This window comes from Marinobacterium maritimum (genome assembly GCF_039523155.1).
In the GTDB taxonomy this organism is placed as follows: Bacteria; Pseudomonadota; Gammaproteobacteria; order Pseudomonadales; family Balneatricaceae; genus Marinobacterium; species Marinobacterium maritimum.
On sequence record NZ_BAAAET010000001.1, the window covers coordinates 1,120,091 to 1,140,266 of the forward strand.

Below are 20,176 nucleotides of genomic sequence, written 5' to 3' on the forward strand. Positions count from 1 at the left end.
GGCCATTCGTGCCGCCCAGTTTTGAACACCACTTCGTGTTTACTCGACGACGACCACTTCCTCGATATCATCTTGCCTGCCCCGCTGCTCCAACGCCTTCTTCTTGCGTTTGCGAGCATACATGCGGCTATCGGCCAGGCTGATTACGGTTTCACAGTCATTGGATTCGTTTGGAAATACGGCATATCCAACGCTCGCTGAAATACTCAACTCAAGGCCAGCTATCTCAAAGGGGTTTGCCATCAGCTGCTCAAGCTTGGCAGCCAGCCTGCGCACATCCTCAAGTCCAACACCCGGCTGTAACAGAATAAACTCATCGCCACCATTACGTGCCAGCGTGTCGGTGGCGCGGCAGTTATCTCGCAGCCGGCGGGCAGCGGCAATCAGCAAAAGGTCACCCATGTGATGCCCATGGGTGTCATTAACCGCCTTGAAGTGGTTCAGGTCGATAAACAACAGGGCAAAACCTATTCCGGAACGAGGATAGAGCTGGGCAAGGTGCTCAGCACGGTGCATCAGTGAGCGCCTGTTGGCCTCACCGGTCAGGCTATCCGTGTTCGATTGGTGGTGAGCAAGACGGTACAAGCGGTACATCAGCATGATCAAGCCTGCCAGAACTGCCAGCAGCCCCCAAGCAGTCAGCCGCATCCAGATCACGGACGCATTGATGCCATGAATGGGGTTGGCCGCAATCACCCAGACACCACCGGGGAAAAATATCTGCATTTTGGCTACAGGGTCGACAAACACCGCCCGATCACCGAAGAATATATCACCTGTTTCACCAGTACCGTCACGGCCGCGGATAGCGATCTCGAAACCTGAAGCGGTCTCTTTTATGCCTGACTTGTTCATCAAGGTGTCAAAATCAAGCACGATCGATGCCAGCCCCCAATAATGCCGCGCTGTTCCATGACGGTAATGGATTGGTGCACGGGCAATGACCCCCTGCCCGCCCTGGATAAGATTCACGGGGCCAGCAAGTTTCATCTTGCCGCTGATGATCGCCTCTTCAACAGCTGGCCACTGCTCCTTGTTGGTACGGTAATCCAGCCCGATGACCGCTTCATTCCCTTCCAGCGGATATACAAACTGCATGACATTATCAGGGGCCAGACCAATATTGCGTACCAGCGGCGCGTCGCCAATAATTTCGCGCGAGAGTTCATACCAGCGTTCGGGTGAGCTATCTGGATAGGCTGAAACAAATGTGGTCAGACTGCGGGACAGATAGAGTACGGAATTGACTTCGGTTTCCAGCTGGGCTCGCATGCTGGCCAACAGCGCCGTTGCCTCCATACTGCGTATTTGAGCAGCACGCTGCTTGGCCATTCCGACAACATACTCCGTCAGAATTCCGCCAACTACTAACAGCAGCACAATAATTAGATATACAACCCTCGGCTTCAAGCCCGAGCGCAGTAGCGTGCGCGTCATACAGGGATCTACTCTATTTGAATGATGTCTCCCAGTTTACGCAATTCAGACAGTGATGTCTTTCGGATACAGCTTATTAGCAGTAGCGAATAAACAGCTGATTTGCAAGACACAGAATAAAAACGCCTGATGATTACTCATCAGGCGTTCGAGGATAAAGCCAGGATGCTTCAGCACAGGTAGCAGATCAGAAAGTATCACCCGGTACGCGGACAAAACCTTCCATCAACACGCGAGCACTGCGGCTCATGACAGCCTTCTTGGCCGTCCATTCACCGTTTACTTCTTCCGCCGCCGCGCCGACACGCAGGGTGCCAGAGGGGTGGCCGAAGGTTACGGCTTCGCGCGCACCGCCACCGGCGGCCAGATTGACCAGAGTGCCGGGAACAGCCGCAGCGGTTGCGATGGCCACGGATGCAGTACCCATCATGGCATGGTGCAACTTGCCCATTGACAGCGCACGTACGCAGACGTCGATGTCATTTGCACCGATCTGCTTGCCACTGGACGCTTCATAGTCGGTCGCTGGCGCCACGAAAGCGATCTTCGGCGTATGCTGACGGGCAACCGCTTCTTCGATGTCCTTGATCAGGCCCATCTTCACCGCACCATAGGCACGCATGGTTTCGAAACGCGCCAGCGCTTCGGCATTGCCATTGATGTCTTTCTGCAGTTCGGTACCGGTATAACCAATATCAGACGCATTAACAAAGATGGTCGGGATACCAGCGTTGATCATGGTCGCCTTGAAGGTACCCACGCCCGGCACTTCCAGGTCGTCGACCAGATTACCGGTCGGGAACATGGAGCCTTCGCCATCGGCCGGATCCATGAACTCAATCACCACTTCGGCTGCAGGGAAAGTGACGCCATCCAGTTCAAAATCACCGGTTTCCTGCACTTCACCATTGGTGACCGGCACATGCGCGATGATGGTTTTCTGGATGTTCTTCTGCCAGATACGCACGGTACAGATACCATTTTCCGGGATGCGCGCAGGGTCAACAAGACCGCCACTGATGGCAAACGCGCCCACGGCTGCGGTCAGGTTACCGCAGTTGCCGGACCAATCAACAAACGCCTTGTTGATCGCTACCTGACCAAACAGATAGTCAACATCATGGTCAGGCTGAGTGCTTTTGTCGAGGATGACAGTCTTGGAGGTGGATGATGTGGCACCACCCATACCATCGATCTGCTGACCATAGGGATCGGGACTGCCAATCACGCGCATCAGCAGTTTGTCACGGGCTTCTCCGGGCTCCTGACAGGCTTCAGGCAGATCCTGACGACGGAAGAAAACGCCCTTGCTGGTACCGCCACGGATGTAGGTGGCCGGTACTTTGATCTGGGGAACACTGGACATGTAAATGCTCCAAAATAAGTCGGTTGCCGAATGCAGAAAGCCGCTGAGGAATATGAGGAAGTGACGGGGTATGGCTGCAGCGGACCGTCTGTCGCCATGGATGGCAACAGCGAGCCCCCATGAATGGGTTTACGGCGTCTCCGATGCAGTTACATCCCGGCACGGAACCAGTTTCTGCTCCGGGAAATACCCGAACCATCATGGATGGCCCGGGCAGTTTTCAAGAGTTCGAAATCAGGCAGCGCCTTCCGCTTCCAGGAACTCCTTGGCGAAGCGCTGCAGCACACCGCCAGCCTTGTAGGTAGCCACTTCAGCAGCGGTATCCAGACGGCAGGTCACCGGCACTTCAACAGTTTCGCCGTTGCGACGGTTGATCACCAGCGTCAGGTCTGCACCCGGAGCAATTTCGCCCTTCACATCATAGGTCTCAGTACCATCGATAGCGTAAGTGTGACGAGTATCACCTTCCTTGAACTGCATCGGCAGTACGCCCATGCCGACCAGGTTGGTACGGTGGATACGCTCGAAGCCTTCAGCGACGATCGCTTCCACGCCAGCCAGACGCACGCCCTTGGCCGCCCAGTCACGGGATGAGCCCTGACCGTAGTCAGCGCCGGCAACGATGATCAGGTTCTGCTTACGGTTCATGTAGGCTTCGATCACTTCCCACATGCGCATCTGCTGACCTTCCGGTTCCAGACGAGCCAGAGAACCCTGAATCACTTCGCCGTTATCGTCCAGACACATCTCGTTGAGCAGTTTCGGGTTAGCGAAAGTTGCACGCTGAGCGGTCAAGTGGTCACCACGGTGAGTCGCGTAGGAGTTGAAGTCTTCCTCCGGCAGGCCCATCTTGGCGAGATATTCACCGGCAGCAGAGCTGGCCAGAATCGCGTTGGACGGTGACAGGTGATCGGTGGTGATATTGTCACCCAGTACCGCCAGCGGACGCATGCCGCTCAGAGTACGCTCACCGGCCAGGGCACCTTCCCAGTACGGCGGACGGCGGATGTAGGTAGACATCTCGCGCCAGTCGTACAGTGGGCTTTCCGCTTCTTCAACCTGGCCCAGGTCGAACATCGGGATGTAGACCTGCTTGAACTGTTCCGGCTTAACGCTTTCCTTGACAATCGCATCAATCTCTTCGTCCGACGGCCACAGATCTTTCAGGGTAACCGGGTTACCGTTCTGGTCAGTGCCAAGCACGTCTTTCTCGATATCGAAACGCACGGTACCGGCGATGGCGTAGGCCACAACCAGCGGCGGAGACGCCAGGAAAGCCTGCTTGGCGTAAGGGTGGATACGACCGTCGAAGTTACGGTTACCGGACAGTACAGCGGTGGCGTACAGATCGCGATCGATGATCTCCTGCTGGATCTGCGGATCCAGCGCACCGGACATACCGTTACAGGTGGTGCAGGCGTAAGCCACGATGCCGAAGCCCAGCTTTTCCAGTTCCGGCAGCAGGCCAGCTTCTTCCAGATATAGGCGAGCTACTTTGGAACCCGGCGCGAAGGAAGACTTGACCCAGGGCTTGCGGATCAGACCCAGCTCGTTGGCTTTTTTCGCCAGCAGACCGGCCGCTACCACGTTGCGCGGGTTGGAGGTATTGGTGCAGGAAGTGATCGCTGCGATGATGACAGCGCCATCCGGCAGCAGGCCCTCTTCCTCTTCCTTGCGTGCGTCAGCCAGCTTGGCTTCGTCAGCGATACCACGCTCCTGCAGTGCCGCAGTCGGCAGACGACGGTGCGGGTTGGACGGGCCAGCCAGGTTGCGCTCAACGGTAGACAGATCGAAGGTCAGAACACGCTCGTACTGCGCGGTCTTCAGGTCATCAGCCCAGAGACCGGTTTCCTTGGCGTACTGCTCCACCAGCGCTACCTGTTCCGGCTCGCGACCAGTCAGCTTCAGGTAATCGATGGTTTGATCGTCGATGTAGAACATCGCCGCAGTCGCACCGTATTCCGGTGTCATGTTGGAGATGGTGGCACGGTCACCGATAGACAGGCTGTCGGCACCTTCACCGAAGAATTCCAGGTAAGCACCAACCACACGCTCCTGACGCAGGAACTCGGTGATGGCCAGCACGATATCGGTGGCGGTGATACCTGGCTTGCGCTGACCGGTCAGCTCAACACCGACGATATCCGGCAGACGCATCATGGACGGGTGGCCCAGCATCACGGTTTCGGCTTCCAGACCGCCAACACCGATGGCGATAACGCCCAGCGCATCCACGTGCGGGGTGTGGGAGTCGGTACCGACACAGGTATCCGGATAAGCAACACCGTCACGGGCCTGGATCACCGGAGACATCTTCTCCAGGTTGATCTGGTGCATGATGCCGTTACCGGCCGGGATTACGTCCACGTTCTTGAACGCGGTCTTGGTCCAATCGATGAAGTGGAAACGGTCTTCGTTACGACGATCTTCGATGGCGCGGTTCTTTTCGAACGCTTCCGGGTCGAAGCCTGGTGCTTCAACGGCCAGAGAGTGGTCAACGATCAGCTGAGTCGGTACCACCGGGTTGACCTTGGACGGGTCACCACCCTTATCGGCGATGGCGTCACGCAGACCAGCCAGGTCGACCAGTGCGGTCTGACCCAGGATGTCGTGACACACCACGCGGGCCGGATACCAGGGGAAGTCCAGATCGCGCTTGCGCTCGATCAACTGCTTCAGGGAAGCAGTCAGCGCTTCCGGCTCGCAGCGACGAACCAGCTGTTCGGCCAGTACACGAGAAGTATACGGCAGTTTGGCGTAGGCACCGGCTTCAATCGCTTCGACCGCCGCGCGGGTATCGAAGTAATCCAGGTCAGTGCCCTTCAAAGATTTACGAAATTCTGTATTCATGGCGTCGGGTGTCCATCAAGTAGTATTCATTGACGCGGGCCTTGAAGATGCATCTGTACCCCAGGGGCACGCTGCATCCAGGCCGGTATACCGATAATAAAAGGGGTGTAGCCAGTGATGACTACACCCCGGCGCATCAGGCGCGCTCTTCGATCGGTACCCACTCGGCCGATTCAGGGCCGGTGTAGTCCGCGGACGGGCGGATGATACGGTTGTTGGCACGCTGCTCCATTACGTGAGCGGTCCAGCCGGCGACACGCGAACACACGAAGATCGGCGTGAACAGCTCGGTCGGAATACCCATGAAGTGGTAAGCAGACGCATGGAAGAAGTCCGCGTTACAGAACAGTTTCTTCTCGCGCCACATGACCGCTTCAACACGTTCGGAAACCGGGTACAGCACGCTGTCACCCACCTGCTCGGCCAGCTTCTCGGACCATTCCTTGATGATGGCGTTTCGCGGGTCGGATTCGCGGTAGATCGCGTGACCGAAGCCCATGATCTTGTCCTTGCGCGCCAGCATGCCCATGATCGCCTCTTCAGCTTCATCAGCAGATTTCCACTGCTCGATCATCGCCATGGCCGCTTCGTTGGCGCCACCGTGTAGCGGACCACGCAGGGAACCGATAGCACCGGTTACACAGCTATGGATGTCGGACAGCGTAGAGGCACAGACACGTGCAGTGAAGGTAGAGGCGTTGAACTCGTGCTCAGCGTACAGAATCAGGGATGCATGCATCACCTGAACGTGCAGCGGATCCGGCTTCTTGTCATGCAGGGTCCACAGGAAGTGCTCGCCAATGGAGTCAGCGTCGGTCTCGGTATTGATACGCTTGCCGTTGTGGGCGAAGTTGTACCAGTAGTTGATGATCGACGGGAACACGGCCAGCATGCGGTCGACCTTGTCATGCTGCTCGCTGAAGTCCATTTCGGTCTCCAGGTTACCCAGCATTGAACAACCGGTACGCATCACATCCATCGGGTGAGCATCTTTCGGAATCTGTTCCAGTACGACCTTCAGCGCTTCCGGCAGCCCACGCATGCCTTTCAGCTTGGCTTTGTAGGCATCCAGCTCCGCCTGATTCGGGAGCTTGCCGTACAGCAGCAGGTAAGCAACTTCTTCAAACTGTGCCTTGTCGGCCAGTTCCTTGATGTCGTAGCCACGGTAGGTCAGACCGGCACCGGTTTTACCCACGGTACACAGAGCGGTTTCACCTGCGGATTGTCCACGCAGACCAGCACCACCGAGTTTCTTTGCTTCTGCCATCTGTATCTCCTTAATCTGTTGCCGGGAGGCAAGGCCTCCCTGTACCAGTTATCTCGATCCGCAAGGCGGATGATGACTTATCGTTATTTGTTTTTGCCTTCTTTGAAGAGGGCGTCCAGCTTCTGTTCGAAGTCGTGGTAGTTGAGGAAATCGTACAGTTCCATGCGAGTCTGCATGGTATCGACTACGGCCTTCTGGTCACCGTCGTTGAGCAGGTGCTCGTATACGTTCAGTGCAGCCTTGTTGGCGGCACGGAAGGCAGACAGCGGGTACAGCACCATGGTGGCACCGGCTTCAGCCAGTTCAGCCTTATTGAACAGCGGCGTGGCACCGAATTCAGTAATGTTCGCCAGCAGGTGGGCACCGTTGATGCCGCTGGAGAATGCACGGTAATCATCCAGAGTGTGAACCGCTTCAGCGAAGATCGCATCAGCACCCGCTTCCAGGCATGCCTGAGCACGCTCAACAGCCGCGTTCAGACCCTCCATCTGGAACGCATCAGTACGCGCCATGATGAAGAAATCATCATCGGTACGTGCATCTACAGCCGCCTTTACACGGTCGACCATCTCTTCCAGAGAGACGATTTCCTTGTTCGGGCGGTGACCACAACGCTTCTGCGCAACCTGGTCTTCGATGTGAACAGCTGCAGCGCCGCCCTTTTCCATCTCCTTGATGGTGCGTGCAATGTTGAATGCACCGCCCCAACCGGTATCGATATCAACCATCAGCGGGGTATCAACAGCGCTGGTGATACGACGTACATCTTCAACCACATCGTTCATGGAGGTCATGCCCAGATCCGGCAGGCCGTAGGAAGCGTTGGCAACACCGCCACCGGACAGGTAGATCGCCTGGTGACCTACACGAGTCGCCATCATTGCGTTGTAAGCATTGACGGTACCCACGATCTGCAGCGGCTGGCTTTCAGCCAGAGCTTTACGGAAGCGTGCACCTGCAGTCAGTTTCTCAGCCATGTTTATCCCCTTCTGGTTTGGTCTCGGTATCCAGTTTGGCTTCGATATTGCGACGGGCCGCACTGATATGGCGACGCATCAGCATCTCGGCCAGCTCTTCATCCCGGGACTCGATTGCATCGATGATTTGACGATGCTCCTTGAGTGCCCGTTTCGGACGGGAACTGGAAACACTGAATTGATAACGGTACATACGTACCAGGTGGTACAGGTCATCGCCAAGCAGCTCCAGCAGCTTGGCGTTCTTGCTGCCCTGTACGATTCGGTAATGGAAGTCGAGGTCACCTTCTTTCTGAAAGTAAGAGCGCCCTTCGCGCTGATCAACCGAGGCTTCGTGCTCATCGAGCAGTTGCTTGAGGCTGGCGATCTCTTCATCCGTCATGTTCTTCGCTGCCAGGCGGCAGGCCATGCCTTCGAGTGCCTCACGCACCCGATAGATCTCAATCAGCTCACGTGTCGACAGCTGAACCACTCGAGCGCCGACATGGGCCTTGCGCTCTACCAGCCGCCATCCTTCCAGGCGACGGATCGCTTCACGCAGTGGCCCCCGGCTGATGCCGTAGGTACGCGCCAGTTCCGGCTCACTGATCTTCTGGCCCGGGGGGATCTCTCCCTTGACGATGGCCGTCACGATCTGCCGGCAGACGCGATCTGCCAGTGTTCGCGTTTCAGGTTCCAGTGGAACCACTTTCAGCTCTCCGCTTTTTTTACTCACGTTCTGCACAACCCTGATCAAGATTGTCGACAATATTTTCAGAAGCAACAATACCGGTGCCAAAACCGAGCGTCAACTCAACCATAGAGAAAAATTGTCAACATCAGACAAAAGTCTAGGGGGATTCCCTCAGACAGCTTAGCAGCTGATTGAAGCCACTATCGAAGCAACCGAGGCAAGACAAAAACAGGCGAAAAGTCACAGTCTAGTGGACTAAATGGGCACTTCAGGCCTGTTCAATCGAAGCATTCGGCAATGCAGATAGGTCTTCAACAGCCCGTTAGAGGTAGCGTTCAAGCTCCTCATTCATAATGCGCGCAATCTGGCGCGGCTTTTGAAACGGCAAGGAATGATCGGTTCCCGGCACCATAAAGTAGTGCCAGTTCGCCATCTGCTCAGCCAGACTCAAGTGTAGCTGATGCATTAACTCGACACTCTGACCACCAATGAAACTGCTGACATCTCCTTGAGCTGCAAGCAATGCTTCACGGTCGATGCTATTGATGGCAGAAGTAACAGCATCAAGCGAATGGGCGAAACCCAATGGCCGGCGTGCCAGCCGGCTGACGGCAACCGACTCAGTTTGCGGTGAAACCTTGCGATTAGGCGAGATGGTATCGAGAAACTGACGAATCCCCTGATCGCGATCTGTCGAACGCAGATGAACAGCCGCCTCGGAATACCGCCGACGCAGCTCGACAGTACTTTCCCAGTCTGGACGATCCAGTACTGCCGACTCCAGCAGGTACTGTTTACCGATACGGTCGCTATAGCGCTGTTTCAGCAACATGCTCACCAACCCCCCCAGGGAATAGCCGCCGAGATCGAACTGCCACCAACCCAAATGGTCGACCAGCGCCCCCATATCGCTGACCAGATCATACACATCAAAGGCATGCTCCTGGCGATCGGGGTAGTAGCTGTTTCCGGCACCACGCAGGTCCGGTACCAGAATTTCACTCCACTGGGTCAAAAAGGCCGTTAGCATGTGCCAGGTGTCCTCTCCAGCCACGCCAGCCCCGTGTATCAACAGCAAGCGGCGATCAGTCATCGCATGTCGATTGCGGTATATACGGTAATGCAACTGCTGATCCGGCAATGCCAGCAAAGCTTCCTTAATTTCACAAGGGTGTTTCATGACGACCTTCCAACCAAAACAACCCGTGCATTATACGCCCCATCGTCACAATGAACGCCCCCATACTGCTGAAGGATGATAGAATATTCGCTTTTACCGAGGACCCGGGTTGACTCAACAGTTGATTCATCAGCAGTTCCTTGAATACGGTCAAAGTACCCACGAACTGCTGGAACGTATCCGTCCGTTTGGACACGCCATTCTGCTCGACAGCAGCCAGCCGGATGCCCTTGGTGGCCGCTATGACATCCTGTCAGCCGCACCGGATCGCATCATCCGCTTTGGCCCTGAAGGGCTCAAGGCTTTCGATGGTCAACAGCGAGCATTGGATACTGAACACCGGGACCCCTTCGCCTACCTGGATCACTGCCTCGCTGAATTGGGCACTGCACAACCCGTAGATGACTTGCCATTCTGTGGCGGCCTTATCGGCCTGTTCGGATACGACCTTGGGCGTGCAGTTGAACAACTGCCACAACATGCCGAGGCGGACATTGACTACCCCTGGCTACTGGTCGGACGATATCTTTGGGCCATTGTCGTTGACCACAAGCTGCGCACCTGTCGCCTGATCAGCCACCCCCTCGCAGATTTGGGCCTGCTGCACCAGATTCAACAACGACTGGCAGCACCAGCCAGCCTCGAACCACAGACATTTCGGCTGACCACCCCCTTTGCCAGTAATTTAAGTGCAGATGACTATCGCAATGCCCTGCAGCGAATCGATGACTATATCCATGCGGGAGATTGTTATCAGATCAACTTCGCACAGCGCTTCAAAGCGACATTTGAAGGTGATCCCTGGCAGGCCTACCAGGCACTGAGACAGGTTGCGCCTACACCCTTCGCCGCTTTCATGGATATGCCAGAAGGCGCCATTCTGTCCCTGTCTCCAGAGCGCTTTCTGCTCAGCGATCGAAATGAACAGGTAGAGACCCGACCAATCAAGGGCACCCGCCCTCGTGGCCGGACACCGCCTGAAGATGAGGCACTGGCAAACGAATTATTGCACTCTGCCAAGGACCGTGCCGAAAACCTGATGATTGTTGACCTGCTGCGCAATGATCTCAGCCGCAACTGCACACCCGGGAGCATCAAGGTGCCCGAGCTGTTCAGTATCGAGCCCTATCCCAATGTCCATCACATGGTCAGTGTTATTACAGGACAACTGCGCGCCGACACCAGCGCTCTGCAGCTCCTGCGCGATGCATTTCCGGGCGGCTCCATCACCGGAGCACCCAAAATCAGAGCCATGGAAATCATTGATGAACTGGAGCCCCAGCGCCGTTCAATCTACTGCGGCTCCATAGGCTATATCAGCAGCTGCGGACGCATGGATACCAGCATCACCATACGCACACTGCTATGTCAGGAAGGGGCGATCTACTGCTGGGCCGGAGGTGGTATCGTCGCCGACTCACAGATCGATGAGGAATATCAGGAGACCTTTAACAAGGTTAACAACCTGATCAACGGATTGCAGCGGCTTGACTAACCACTGACGAGGGCTGGGGCTATCAGACCTCAGCCCTGATTGGCATTCATCTGCTCAAGCAAACGATCCTTAAGCTGATTGAAAGCCATACGGTCATCCTTGCCGACGGCATCAGCGACCGGGATCGGGGCTTTCATCGCATTTACCGGACGTCCATTGATATGCAATTCGTAATGCAGATGCGCCCCCGTGGAACGACCTGAATTTCCCGACAGCGCAATCTTTTGACCACGGCTGACCGTTTGCCCCTTGCGCACCAACGCCTTGCTTAGATGAAGGAAGCGGGTTTTGTATTTCTCGCCATGCTCGATAACGATATACAGGCCAGCATAGGGGTGTTTGGTCACACGGGTGACCACACCATCACCGGTTGCCAAAACTGGCGTTCCGATCGGCGTGGCAAAGTCGGTGCCGTTATGTGGACGCACGCGCCCCGTCACCGGATGTTTACGATAGGGGTTGAACTGGGAGCTGAGGCGGAAACGACGCTTGGTCGGATACCGCATGAAGGCACGCGCCAGGCTCTCGCCATTGAGGTCATAGTAATTGCCATCGAACATGAAGGCGGTCAACTCACGTGAGCGATTGAACACGCGCAGACCTTCAAGCCGTGTATTACCGGTTGCCTCACCATCGATATACTGCTCGGCACGTACAACCTGGAAACGGTCACCGGCACGCAGATCACGACGAAAATTAATCTTGTCCTGAAGCAGCGCAGAAATGCGCTGTATTTCGGCAGCATTCAAACCGGCCCGTTTGGCAGAGGTGTAAAAACTGCCATTAATTTCACCGGACACCACCTGCTCGCGCCACTGCCCTTCGACCAGCACTTCGCTGTATTCGAAGGTATCCTCAGCAGCACGACTGAAGACGACTTGATGCGCAACATTAAACCTGAGTTCAAGCTGCTGCAGCCTGCCCTCTTCCAGCCAAAAACCCAGCTTGTCGCCCGGCTTCAACGTATCCAGCGCCAGAATGGAAACATCACTCTCCAACACCTGATACATTTCTTTTTGAGAAACACCAAGACGCTCAAAAATAGTACTAAGCGTGTCACCCGGCTGAATGGTGTAGACAAAGTCAGCAATACTCACTTCAGCCAGCGTGTGCGGCTCTTCCAGCTGAACTTCAGCCACTTTGGGCTCCGGCAGTTCAAGTGGCAGCGAGTATTCCAGAGGCTGGTATGAGAAGGCCCCCAGCGTAAGCGCCGCGGCAGGCAGGTATACACCCAGCATCAACGGCTTGCGCAAATAACGTTTCATTGATCAGGACCTCCTCCGAACAGCCTCGAGCATATGATGCCCGAGGCAGGATACTGCAACGACTTAGATCGTCAGATCACGCACGCTGGCCTTGACGAATTCAGCCTTGAGATCCTCATAGCTGTGGACGGCCGGGAACTGCGGGAACTCCGCGATCACGTTATCCGGGGCATGGAACAGGATACCGGATTCGGCCTGCTCCAGCATGGTGGTATCGTTGTAGGAATCGCCGGTAGCAATGACGCGGTAGTTCAGCAGCTGGAATGCACGCACGGACTGACGCTTGGGGTCACGCTGACGCAGCGTGTAGTCAGTGATTCGACCTTCGCCATTGACTTCCAGCTTGTGGCACAACAACGTCGGGAAACCCAACTGCTTCATCAGAGGAGCCGCGAACTCATAGAAGGTGTCGGACAGAATGACGACTTGGAAACGCTCGCGCAGCCAATCAACGAACTCACGCGCGCCTTCCAGCGGCGACAGGCGGCTAATGGTGTCCTGAATCTGAGGCAGAGTCAGGCCGTGCTCATCCAGAATGCGCAGGCGCTGTTTCATCAGCACGTCGTAGTCAGGGATATCCCGGGTCGTGGCTTTCAACTCCTCGATACCGGTTTCTTCAGCAAACGCAATCCAGATTTCGGGGATCAGAACACCTTCCAGGTCAAGACAAGCCAGTTCCACGCGGGACGCCTCCAGTCAGTTAATAAATTGCGCCACAATGTACCCTGTCGCCTATTCCCTTTCAATGCTCAGGGAGTTCCAGCCCCTCAAATAGCGCCTCAATGTCATGACGGTTGCTGCACGCCTGAACCTTGCGAACAACATCAGGCGTCAGGTGTGGCGCGAAGGTCTGAATGAACTCATACATATAGCCACGCAGGAAACTGCCCTTGCGGAAACCGATGCGCGTAATACTGGGCTCGAACAGATGACTGGCATCCAGTGCAACCAGCCCGTCATCCTTACCCTCCTCAAACGCCATGGTGGCAATAATACCTACGCCAAGACCAAGGCGAACATAGGTTTTGATCACGTCAGAGTCCACGGCAGTCAGCACCACCTTAGGCTCAAGGCCCTTATTGGTGAAGGCATCATCCAGCTTGGAACGACCTGTAAAACCGAACACATACGTGATAATCGGCCATTCGGCCAAGGCTTCCAGCGTGAGCTCCGGCAGTTCAGTCAACGGGTGCCCTTCTGGCACAACCACCGAACGGTTCCAGCGATAGCAGGGCATCATGATCAGGTCGCTGAAATGGGACATCGCCTCGGTCGCAATGGCAAAGTCGACCGTTCCATCCGCTGCCATCTCGGAGATCTGCATCGGAGTACCCTGATGAATGTGCAAAGACACATCGGGGTACACCTTGATGAAATCATGAATGGTAGCCGGCAGAGCGTAACGTGCCTGAGTATGTGTCGTTGCCACCTCAAGCTTGCCTTTACGCTCATCGCTGAACTCCTGAGCAACCTGACGGATGGCATCACACTTCTGCAGCACCTCTCCAGCAATCGCCAGTATCGCCTCACCCGCCGGCGTGACACGTGTCAGGTGCTTGCCACTGCGGGCAAACACCTCAACACCCAGCTCATCTTCAAGCAGACGGATCTGCTTGCTGATACCAGGCTGGGAGGTATACAAACTCTGGGCGGTGGCCGACACGTTCAGGTCGTGGCGAGCCACTTCCCATATGTAGCGCAACTGCTGCAGCTTCATCGACTTTACTCTATTCGGGTTATAAAGATTTTTTTAATATAACACTTGGGAATATACAGTCAAATTAGTGACTTCCAACGCCCTGCTAGCCACGCTGTTTGAGACGCCGAATCTCTTCCTCCAGAGCCTCAACGCGCATCTCGTACGCCTGAGCTTTGGCCTGAACCTTCTGCACCTCATCTTCGCGCTGCTGCAATTGAGTGCGCAGTTGCGCCTCTCGGCGTGCACTGTCACTACTGGTTTCAGCCTGTTTCTGGTTCAAACCCTGCAGGCGATCTTCAAGCTGGCGCAACTGCTCCTCGCTGCGCTTGTTACGGTTGTTGGCAGAAAGCAATTGCGCACTGATTTGCGCCTGTTCCCGCTGCTGCTGAGCATCCTGTGACTGCAGCTCACGCAAGGCTTCTTCCTGAGCACGCACCTGGCTGGACAGGGTCTCGACCTTGGCCTCACTTCGAGAAAGGCGGTTTCGCAGCTCATTCGCCTCTCGAGCCAGATCTGCTTCCTTGCGACCGCTCTCATCGCGCAACTTGTCCAACGCGTTTCGATAGTGCCGCGTATCCACTTCCGCCTTCGCCAGCGCTTCCAGGTTGTGCAGCTGCTCATCACGGACGCGCTGATCAAACACGCGCTGTGCGTCCTCGTAGGTTTTCCGCAGCTGCTCCAGGTCCTGCTGAGCATTGACCCTTAACTGCTTTTCCTTCTGCAGCTCAGTCACTTCCGAAGCACGGTCTTGCTTCAACTGGTGCAGCTCACCCTCAAGAGCCGTCTGACGCTCCTGTGCCTGATCCAGCTTGAATGACTGCTCACGATAACGCTGCTCAAGCTCGACGATTTCATCTCGAGAACGTTTCAAGGCATCATCACAGACACGCTGCTGTTCTGCTGTATCAGGGGCTGATTCCTGCGCCTGCTGCTGATGTAGCCTGGAGGCTTCATCCATAGCCTGGCGCCAGACTCGGGCAAAAAGATGCTGCATTGACTCGGGCACCTCTGGCACGGCTGAGCCCGGCATCTCCTGCAGCCGCACCCGCACGGGCAACTGCTGCCACCACTCTCCCAGCACTTGCTCCAGATGCGCCGGCGCGACATCCGGCATCTGTGCTATCAAACGTTCAGAGCTGGGCACCTCTCCCGAGGTCAAACACTGATCGGCAACCGTGAAAATTTCGGTCCTGCGCTGCAAATCCATCACTATCCTTTCCTGTACTCACACAGCCTGCTCGGCAGCCAACCTCGACAAGGCACTTTCCGTATCGGTATCCAAAGGGGCTTCAACACGCAAACGCTCACCATCCGGTAAGGACAGCTCCAGACGAGCGGCATGCAGCATCAATCGTCTGATCCCCTGCTGACGGAACTCGCGGTTGTCCTCGTCAGGTGTGTATTTCACATCACCGGCAATCGGATGACCGGCGAACTGAGTATGCACACGAATCTGGTGCGTGCGCCCCGTCAGTGGCCGGGCTTCAACCAGTGTTGCCATATCCTGATAACGTTTCAGCACCTTGAATTCAGTTACTGATGGCTTACCTTCAGGATGGACCTTGACGATTCGTTCCCCGGACTTGAGTTCAAAACGCTGCAATGGTGCATCCACCTTGCTGCGACGACTCGGCCAGCGTCCCACTACAAGAGCATGATAGACCTTGTTGACCTTACGCATACGCAAAGCATCGTGCAGGTAGCGCAACATGCTGCGCTTCTTGGCCACCATAATGCAGCCGGACGTATCTCGGTCCAGCCGATGTACCAGCTCAAGAAAACGACAGTCTGGACGAATTTGACGCAGAGCTTCGATCAGCCCGAGACTGACCCCACTGCCACCATGTACAGCAAGTCCTGCCGGCTTGTTGATCACAATCAGGCTGTCACTCTCGTAAAGCACGGCACTTTCCAGGTGTTCGGCAAGGCCGGTACCAACAGGCGCACTTTCACCCCGTTCGGGAACACGCACCGGTGGAATACGGATAAGATCCCCGGCATTGAGCCGTGTATCCGGCTTCACACGCTTCTTGTTAACCCGGATTTCACCCTTGCGCAGGATGCGGTAAATAAGACTCTTGGGCGCGCCCTTTAGCGCTGTACGCAGAAAATTGTCGATGCGCTGCCCTGCCTGGTCCGCATCCACTTCCACGAAACGAACCTGTTGTTGCTGTTGCTGCTGTTGTTTATGCGTCATACCGACGGATTGACTCTCAATTGATGCCTTTGGGGGTTAACTGTTATATTCTAGCGATGCTGCGGTCGGTTGGCTTTAGTAAATTTCAAATCCATGCAGCAGGCCCCGCCTTTTTTTTGGACGAGTGGCCGCTCAAGCCCCGATCGATGGCAGAACACAAGATTTATCGTGAAATACAACACTTTCACGTAACGCTTTCACGACCTTCGCCGGACGGAAGGTTCAGTTGGAGGTGAAGACGCACGCTGACCAGGAACCTGCCTGTACTTACACCCAGGCAGCCACAGCCAGAGACAATAACGACATAGGTCTGCGTTTCCTTCACTGACGATCGTGACAGCCCGCCGTTTGCGTGGCTGCACAGGTTGCTTGCATCATCGGCAGCCGCATCCCAAGACTGGACATTATTTTTTCTCCCTCACAGCAGGGCGAGAAGCGTTGCGTTTATGAGAACGCACACAACATGAAAAGAATGCTAATCAACGCAACTCAGCCTGAAGAGTTGCGCGTAGCGCTGGTTGACGGCCAGCGCCTCTTCGATCTGGATATCGAGTCTGATAGCCGTGAACAGAAGAAAGCCAATATCTACAAGGGCCGCATTACACGTGTGGAACCCAGCCTTGAGGCCGCTTTTGTAGATTTCGGTGCCGAACGCCACGGCTTCCTGCCACTGAAAGAGATCTCCCGCGAATACTTCTGCAAACAGCCGGAACGTGGACAGCGCCCCAACATCAAGGAAGTGGTTAAGGAAGGAACCGAGGTCATCGTTCAGGTTGACAAGGAAGAGCGTGGCAACAAGGGCGCCGCACTCACTACTTTCATCAGCCTGGCAGGCCGCTACCTGGTTCTGATGCCGAACAACCCGCGTGCGGGCGGCATTTCCCGTCGCATCGAAGGCGACGACCGTACTCAGCTCAAGGAAGCACTGTCAGGCGTTAACATCCCCGATGGCATGGGCGCTATTGTGCGCACCGCCGGCATCGGCCGCAGTTCTGAAGAGCTGCAGTGGGACCTGGACTACCTGATCACATTGTGGGATGCAGTCCAGGCCGTTAATGAGCGCCCAGCTCCCTTCCTGGTGTATCAGGAAAGCAACGTTGTCATCCGTGCCGTGCGTGACTATTTGCGGGCGGATATCGGCGAAGTACTGATCGATAACCCCAGCGTCTACGAACAGGCACTGCTGTTCGTACAGCAGGTGATGCCCAGCTACGAAAACCGCATCAAGCTGTACAAGGAACAAACACCGCTGTTCAACCGCTTCCAGATCGAAAGCCAGATCGAAACCGCTTTCGAACGCGAGGTCAAACTCCCGTCTGGCGGCTCCATCGTGATCGACCCGACTGAAGCACTGGTCTCCATCGATATCAACTCCGCCCGCGCGACCCGCGGCGGCGATATCGAGGAAACGGCCCTGCAGACCAACCTGGAAGCGGCGGAAGAGATTGCACGCCAGCTACGCCTGCGTGATATCGGCGGCCTGATCGTGATCGACTTCATCGACATGACACCGATCAAGAACCAGCGTGAAGTGGAAAACCGTCTGCGTGACTCGCTCAAGCTGGATCGCGCACGCGTACAGATGGGCCGCATCTCCCGCTTTGGCCTGCTGGAGATGTCTCGCCAGCGCCTGCGCCCCTCGCTGGCAGAATCGCGCGGCAGTGTTTGCCCTCGCTGCCATGGTCAGGGCAGCATCCGTGATACCGAGTCTCTGGCACTGTCGATCCTGCGCCTGATTGAAGAAGAGTCCTCGAAGGATCGCACGGCTCAAATCCGGGCCATCCTGCCAGTTTCGGTGGCTACGTACCTGCTTAACGAGAAACGTCACGAAGTCCACGGCATCGAGATGCGACACCAGGTGCGCGTCGTAATCGTACCGAACCCGAACATGGAAACCCCGCACTACGAAGTTGTGCGCCTGCGCGAAGACCACACGGTCACCACGACCCAGGACGCCAGCTACAATTTGCAGCCGGAAACTGAAGCCGCACCGCAAGAGAGCGGCCGTGCGCCAGCAGCCAAGCGCGAGCAGGCCGCGGTCAAGGCCGTAGTTCCGCCAACTCGCGCCCCCCAGCCTGCCGCTGAAGAAAAGCAGGAAGCCAAGGCCGAGAAACCGCAAAAGAGCGAGAAAGCCGAGCCTGCAAAAGCAGCCGAAGCCCCCCAGCCCATCCAAGCCACCTCGTTTGGCGAACGCATCCTGGGCGCACTGCGCAGTCTGTTCGGTGGCAGCAAGACCTCGACGGCCAAACCGGCTGCAGCGGATGAAAAACCTGCTAAGCGTGAAGCCAAAGAGGAACAGCCCTCTGAGGACAAGAGCCCCCGCCGTGAAGCCCGCAGCAGCGACTCCAGAAGCGGACGTGATCGTCGTTCTCGCAACCGTCGCGATGGCGATCGTCGCCGCAGTAACCGTGATAAGCGCGACAATGACGAAATCATCACCGTAGAGCGCGATCAGAATCTGCCCGCGATCGGTGACAGCGAAGTTGTCGAAAAAGGTGGCGAGAAAGGTAGCGAGAAGAAGGAAGGCAGCCGCCGTCGTCGCCGCCGCAGCCGTCGTGACGACACTCAGGAAGCCAAATCACCCGACAACGCCACTGCTACAGAACAGCAGCAGCCGGACAAGGATGATCAGCAGAGCAAGCAGGAAAAATCCGAGAGCCGCGAAGACGGCAGCCGCGCTTCCCGTCGCCGCGGTCGCCGCCGCCGTAATACCGACGAGCGCCAGGCTACTCGCACCCCGCTTCCGGAAGAGATGCGTGATGATGCTGCTGAGCAGGAAATCCAGGCCTTGCTGGGTGAACAAAAAGTCACCAATGAGACACTGTCCAGCGAAGAAGCGACAACCACTGTTGCCGCAACCTCTGAGACCGCTGAGCAACAGGAATCATTGACGACAGAGGCAAAGGCACCCACTTCCGAAGTAGATGCCACAGCCAAGCAGACAGAAGCAGCGCCTGAAGCGGCAACGGAGAGCGTAGTAGCAGAGGCCGCAAAAACGGCCGAACCGGACAGCACCAATACCGCAATTGCAGATGAAACTGCTACTCAGCCGACAGAAGACACTACGCGCACGGAGCAGTCTGAGGAAGAAGCCAACACTGACGCTGACGACAAGCAAAAGCCCAAGCGCAGCTCACGTGGTCGTCGCCGCCCCGCGCGCGGCCGTGGCAAATCGGACAAGCAGCAGGATAATGCCGAACAGGCTACATCTGATACGCCCGAAGTCACTCCAGTTGCAGAGGAAACGCAGCAGGAGCTGCCACTCGAAACACTTGGTACTGAAGAAGCCAAAGCTGTCGAAGCACCCACTACCGAGCCCGCTCAGAAGCAGGCAGAACCGACAGCCCAGCCTGAAGCTGAAGTCCAGCCAGTAGAGGCCGAAGAAGCCAAAACCATGGATGAAGCCAAAGCAGAGCCAGTGGTAAAGGCAGAGGCAGACACAAAGCCGGTAGCCGAAAAGGAAGCAGTCGAGACTCCAGCCCAAGCCGAGGCCAAAACCGAGACTGAAACTGAGACCATAATCGAAGCTGAAGCGACTGCCCCTGCCCAGCCGGAAGCAGTAAACGAAGCAACGGAACAGGATCAGGACAAGGCAGACACGGACAAGTCCGAAGAGCCTCGCACACGTCGCCGTCGTGCCGGCCGCGCCCCTAACGATCCTCGTGAAGTACGCCGCCGCCAGCAGTCGCAAGACAGCTGAACTTGGCAGACAGTAGCGACCGTGGGACGGTCGCTACAACCTACAAAAAAGCCGCTGCAGCGTTAAACTG

The 20,176-nt window shown here is 56.3% G+C and carries 14 protein-coding genes; 2 read left to right on the top strand and 12 right to left on the bottom strand.

The annotated features are described in order from the left end of the window. Positions 1 to 39: 39 nt before the first annotated feature. The 7 genes from ABD013_RS05145 to ABD013_RS05175 form a co-directional block, all read right to left on the bottom strand. Positions 40 to 1,332, bottom strand: a complete 1,293-nt coding sequence (locus tag ABD013_RS05145; RefSeq protein ID WP_343803204.1) for a diguanylate cyclase domain-containing protein — start codon at positions 1,330 to 1,332, stop codon at positions 40 to 42. Between the two features lie 292 nt (positions 1,333 to 1,624). Further along, positions 1,625 to 2,803 carry a 2-methylaconitate cis-trans isomerase PrpF gene (prpF, locus tag ABD013_RS05150; RefSeq protein WP_343803206.1) on the bottom strand — a complete coding sequence of 393 codons (1,179 nt, stop codon included), beginning with the start codon at positions 2,801 to 2,803 and terminating at the stop codon, positions 1,625 to 1,627. Between the two features lie 234 nt (positions 2,804 to 3,037). Continuing rightward, entirely contained in the window at positions 3,038 to 5,653 is a 2,616-nt protein-coding gene (acnD, locus tag ABD013_RS05155; protein ID WP_343803208.1) for a Fe/S-dependent 2-methylisocitrate dehydratase AcnD, read from the bottom strand. Positions 5,654 to 5,789: 136 nt separating this feature from the next. Continuing rightward, a complete protein-coding gene (prpC, locus tag ABD013_RS05160) occupies positions 5,790 to 6,920 on the bottom strand; it encodes a bifunctional 2-methylcitrate synthase/citrate synthase (RefSeq protein WP_343803210.1) in 1,131 nt (376 codons plus the stop codon). An 83-nt stretch (positions 6,921 to 7,003) separates the two neighbouring features. Further along, a complete protein-coding gene (gene prpB / locus ABD013_RS05165; RefSeq protein WP_343803212.1) occupies positions 7,004 to 7,897 on the bottom strand; it encodes a methylisocitrate lyase in 894 nt (297 codons plus the stop codon). Next, a complete protein-coding gene (locus ABD013_RS05170; protein WP_343803214.1) occupies positions 7,890 to 8,612 on the bottom strand; it encodes a GntR family transcriptional regulator in 723 nt (240 codons plus the stop codon). The genes prpB and ABD013_RS05170 overlap by 8 nt, the downstream gene beginning before the upstream one ends. 280 nt (positions 8,613 to 8,892) lie before the next feature. Beyond that, positions 8,893 to 9,750 carry an alpha/beta fold hydrolase gene (locus tag ABD013_RS05175; RefSeq protein WP_343803217.1) on the bottom strand — a complete coding sequence of 286 codons (858 nt, stop codon included), beginning with the start codon at positions 9,748 to 9,750 and terminating at the stop codon, positions 8,893 to 8,895. Between the two features lie 109 nt (positions 9,751 to 9,859). On the opposite strand from ABD013_RS05175, the gene pabB reads away from it, so the two are divergent. Next, entirely contained in the window at positions 9,860 to 11,245 is a 1,386-nt protein-coding gene (gene pabB / locus ABD013_RS05180) for an aminodeoxychorismate synthase component I (RefSeq protein WP_343803219.1), read from the top strand. Between the two features lie 29 nt (positions 11,246 to 11,274). On the opposite strand, the gene ABD013_RS05185 is transcribed toward pabB, so the two are convergent. The 5 genes from ABD013_RS05185 to rluC form a co-directional block, all read right to left on the bottom strand. Then, the gene (locus ABD013_RS05185; protein ID WP_343803222.1) at positions 11,275 to 12,510 is read right to left on the bottom strand and encodes a peptidoglycan DD-metalloendopeptidase family protein; all 1,236 of its coding nucleotides are present in this window, start codon (positions 12,508 to 12,510) and stop codon (positions 11,275 to 11,277) included. A gap of 63 nt (positions 12,511 to 12,573) precedes the next feature. After that, entirely contained in the window at positions 12,574 to 13,191 is a 618-nt protein-coding gene (gene thrH / locus ABD013_RS05190; protein WP_343803225.1) for a bifunctional phosphoserine phosphatase/homoserine phosphotransferase ThrH, read from the bottom strand. A gap of 61 nt (positions 13,192 to 13,252) precedes the next feature. Then, a complete protein-coding gene (cysB, locus tag ABD013_RS05195; RefSeq protein WP_343803228.1) occupies positions 13,253 to 14,227 on the bottom strand; it encodes an HTH-type transcriptional regulator CysB in 975 nt (324 codons plus the stop codon). Positions 14,228 to 14,312: 85 nt separating this feature from the next. Beyond that, positions 14,313 to 15,416 (bottom strand): DNA-binding protein, encoded by a 1,104-nt coding sequence (locus ABD013_RS05200; RefSeq protein ID WP_425543390.1) that lies wholly within the window; start codon positions 15,414 to 15,416, stop codon positions 14,313 to 14,315. Positions 15,417 to 15,434: 18 nt separating this feature from the next. Continuing rightward, positions 15,435 to 16,406 carry a 23S rRNA pseudouridine(955/2504/2580) synthase RluC gene (rluC, locus tag ABD013_RS05205; protein WP_343803234.1) on the bottom strand — a complete coding sequence of 324 codons (972 nt, stop codon included), beginning with the start codon at positions 16,404 to 16,406 and terminating at the stop codon, positions 15,435 to 15,437. A gap of 463 nt (positions 16,407 to 16,869) precedes the next feature. Here rluC and rne point away from each other — a divergent pair, with 463 nt between their 5' ends. Further along, a complete protein-coding gene (gene rne / locus ABD013_RS05210; protein ID WP_343803237.1) occupies positions 16,870 to 20,106 on the top strand; it encodes a ribonuclease E in 3,237 nt (1,078 codons plus the stop codon). Positions 20,107 to 20,176: the final 70 nt, after the last annotated feature.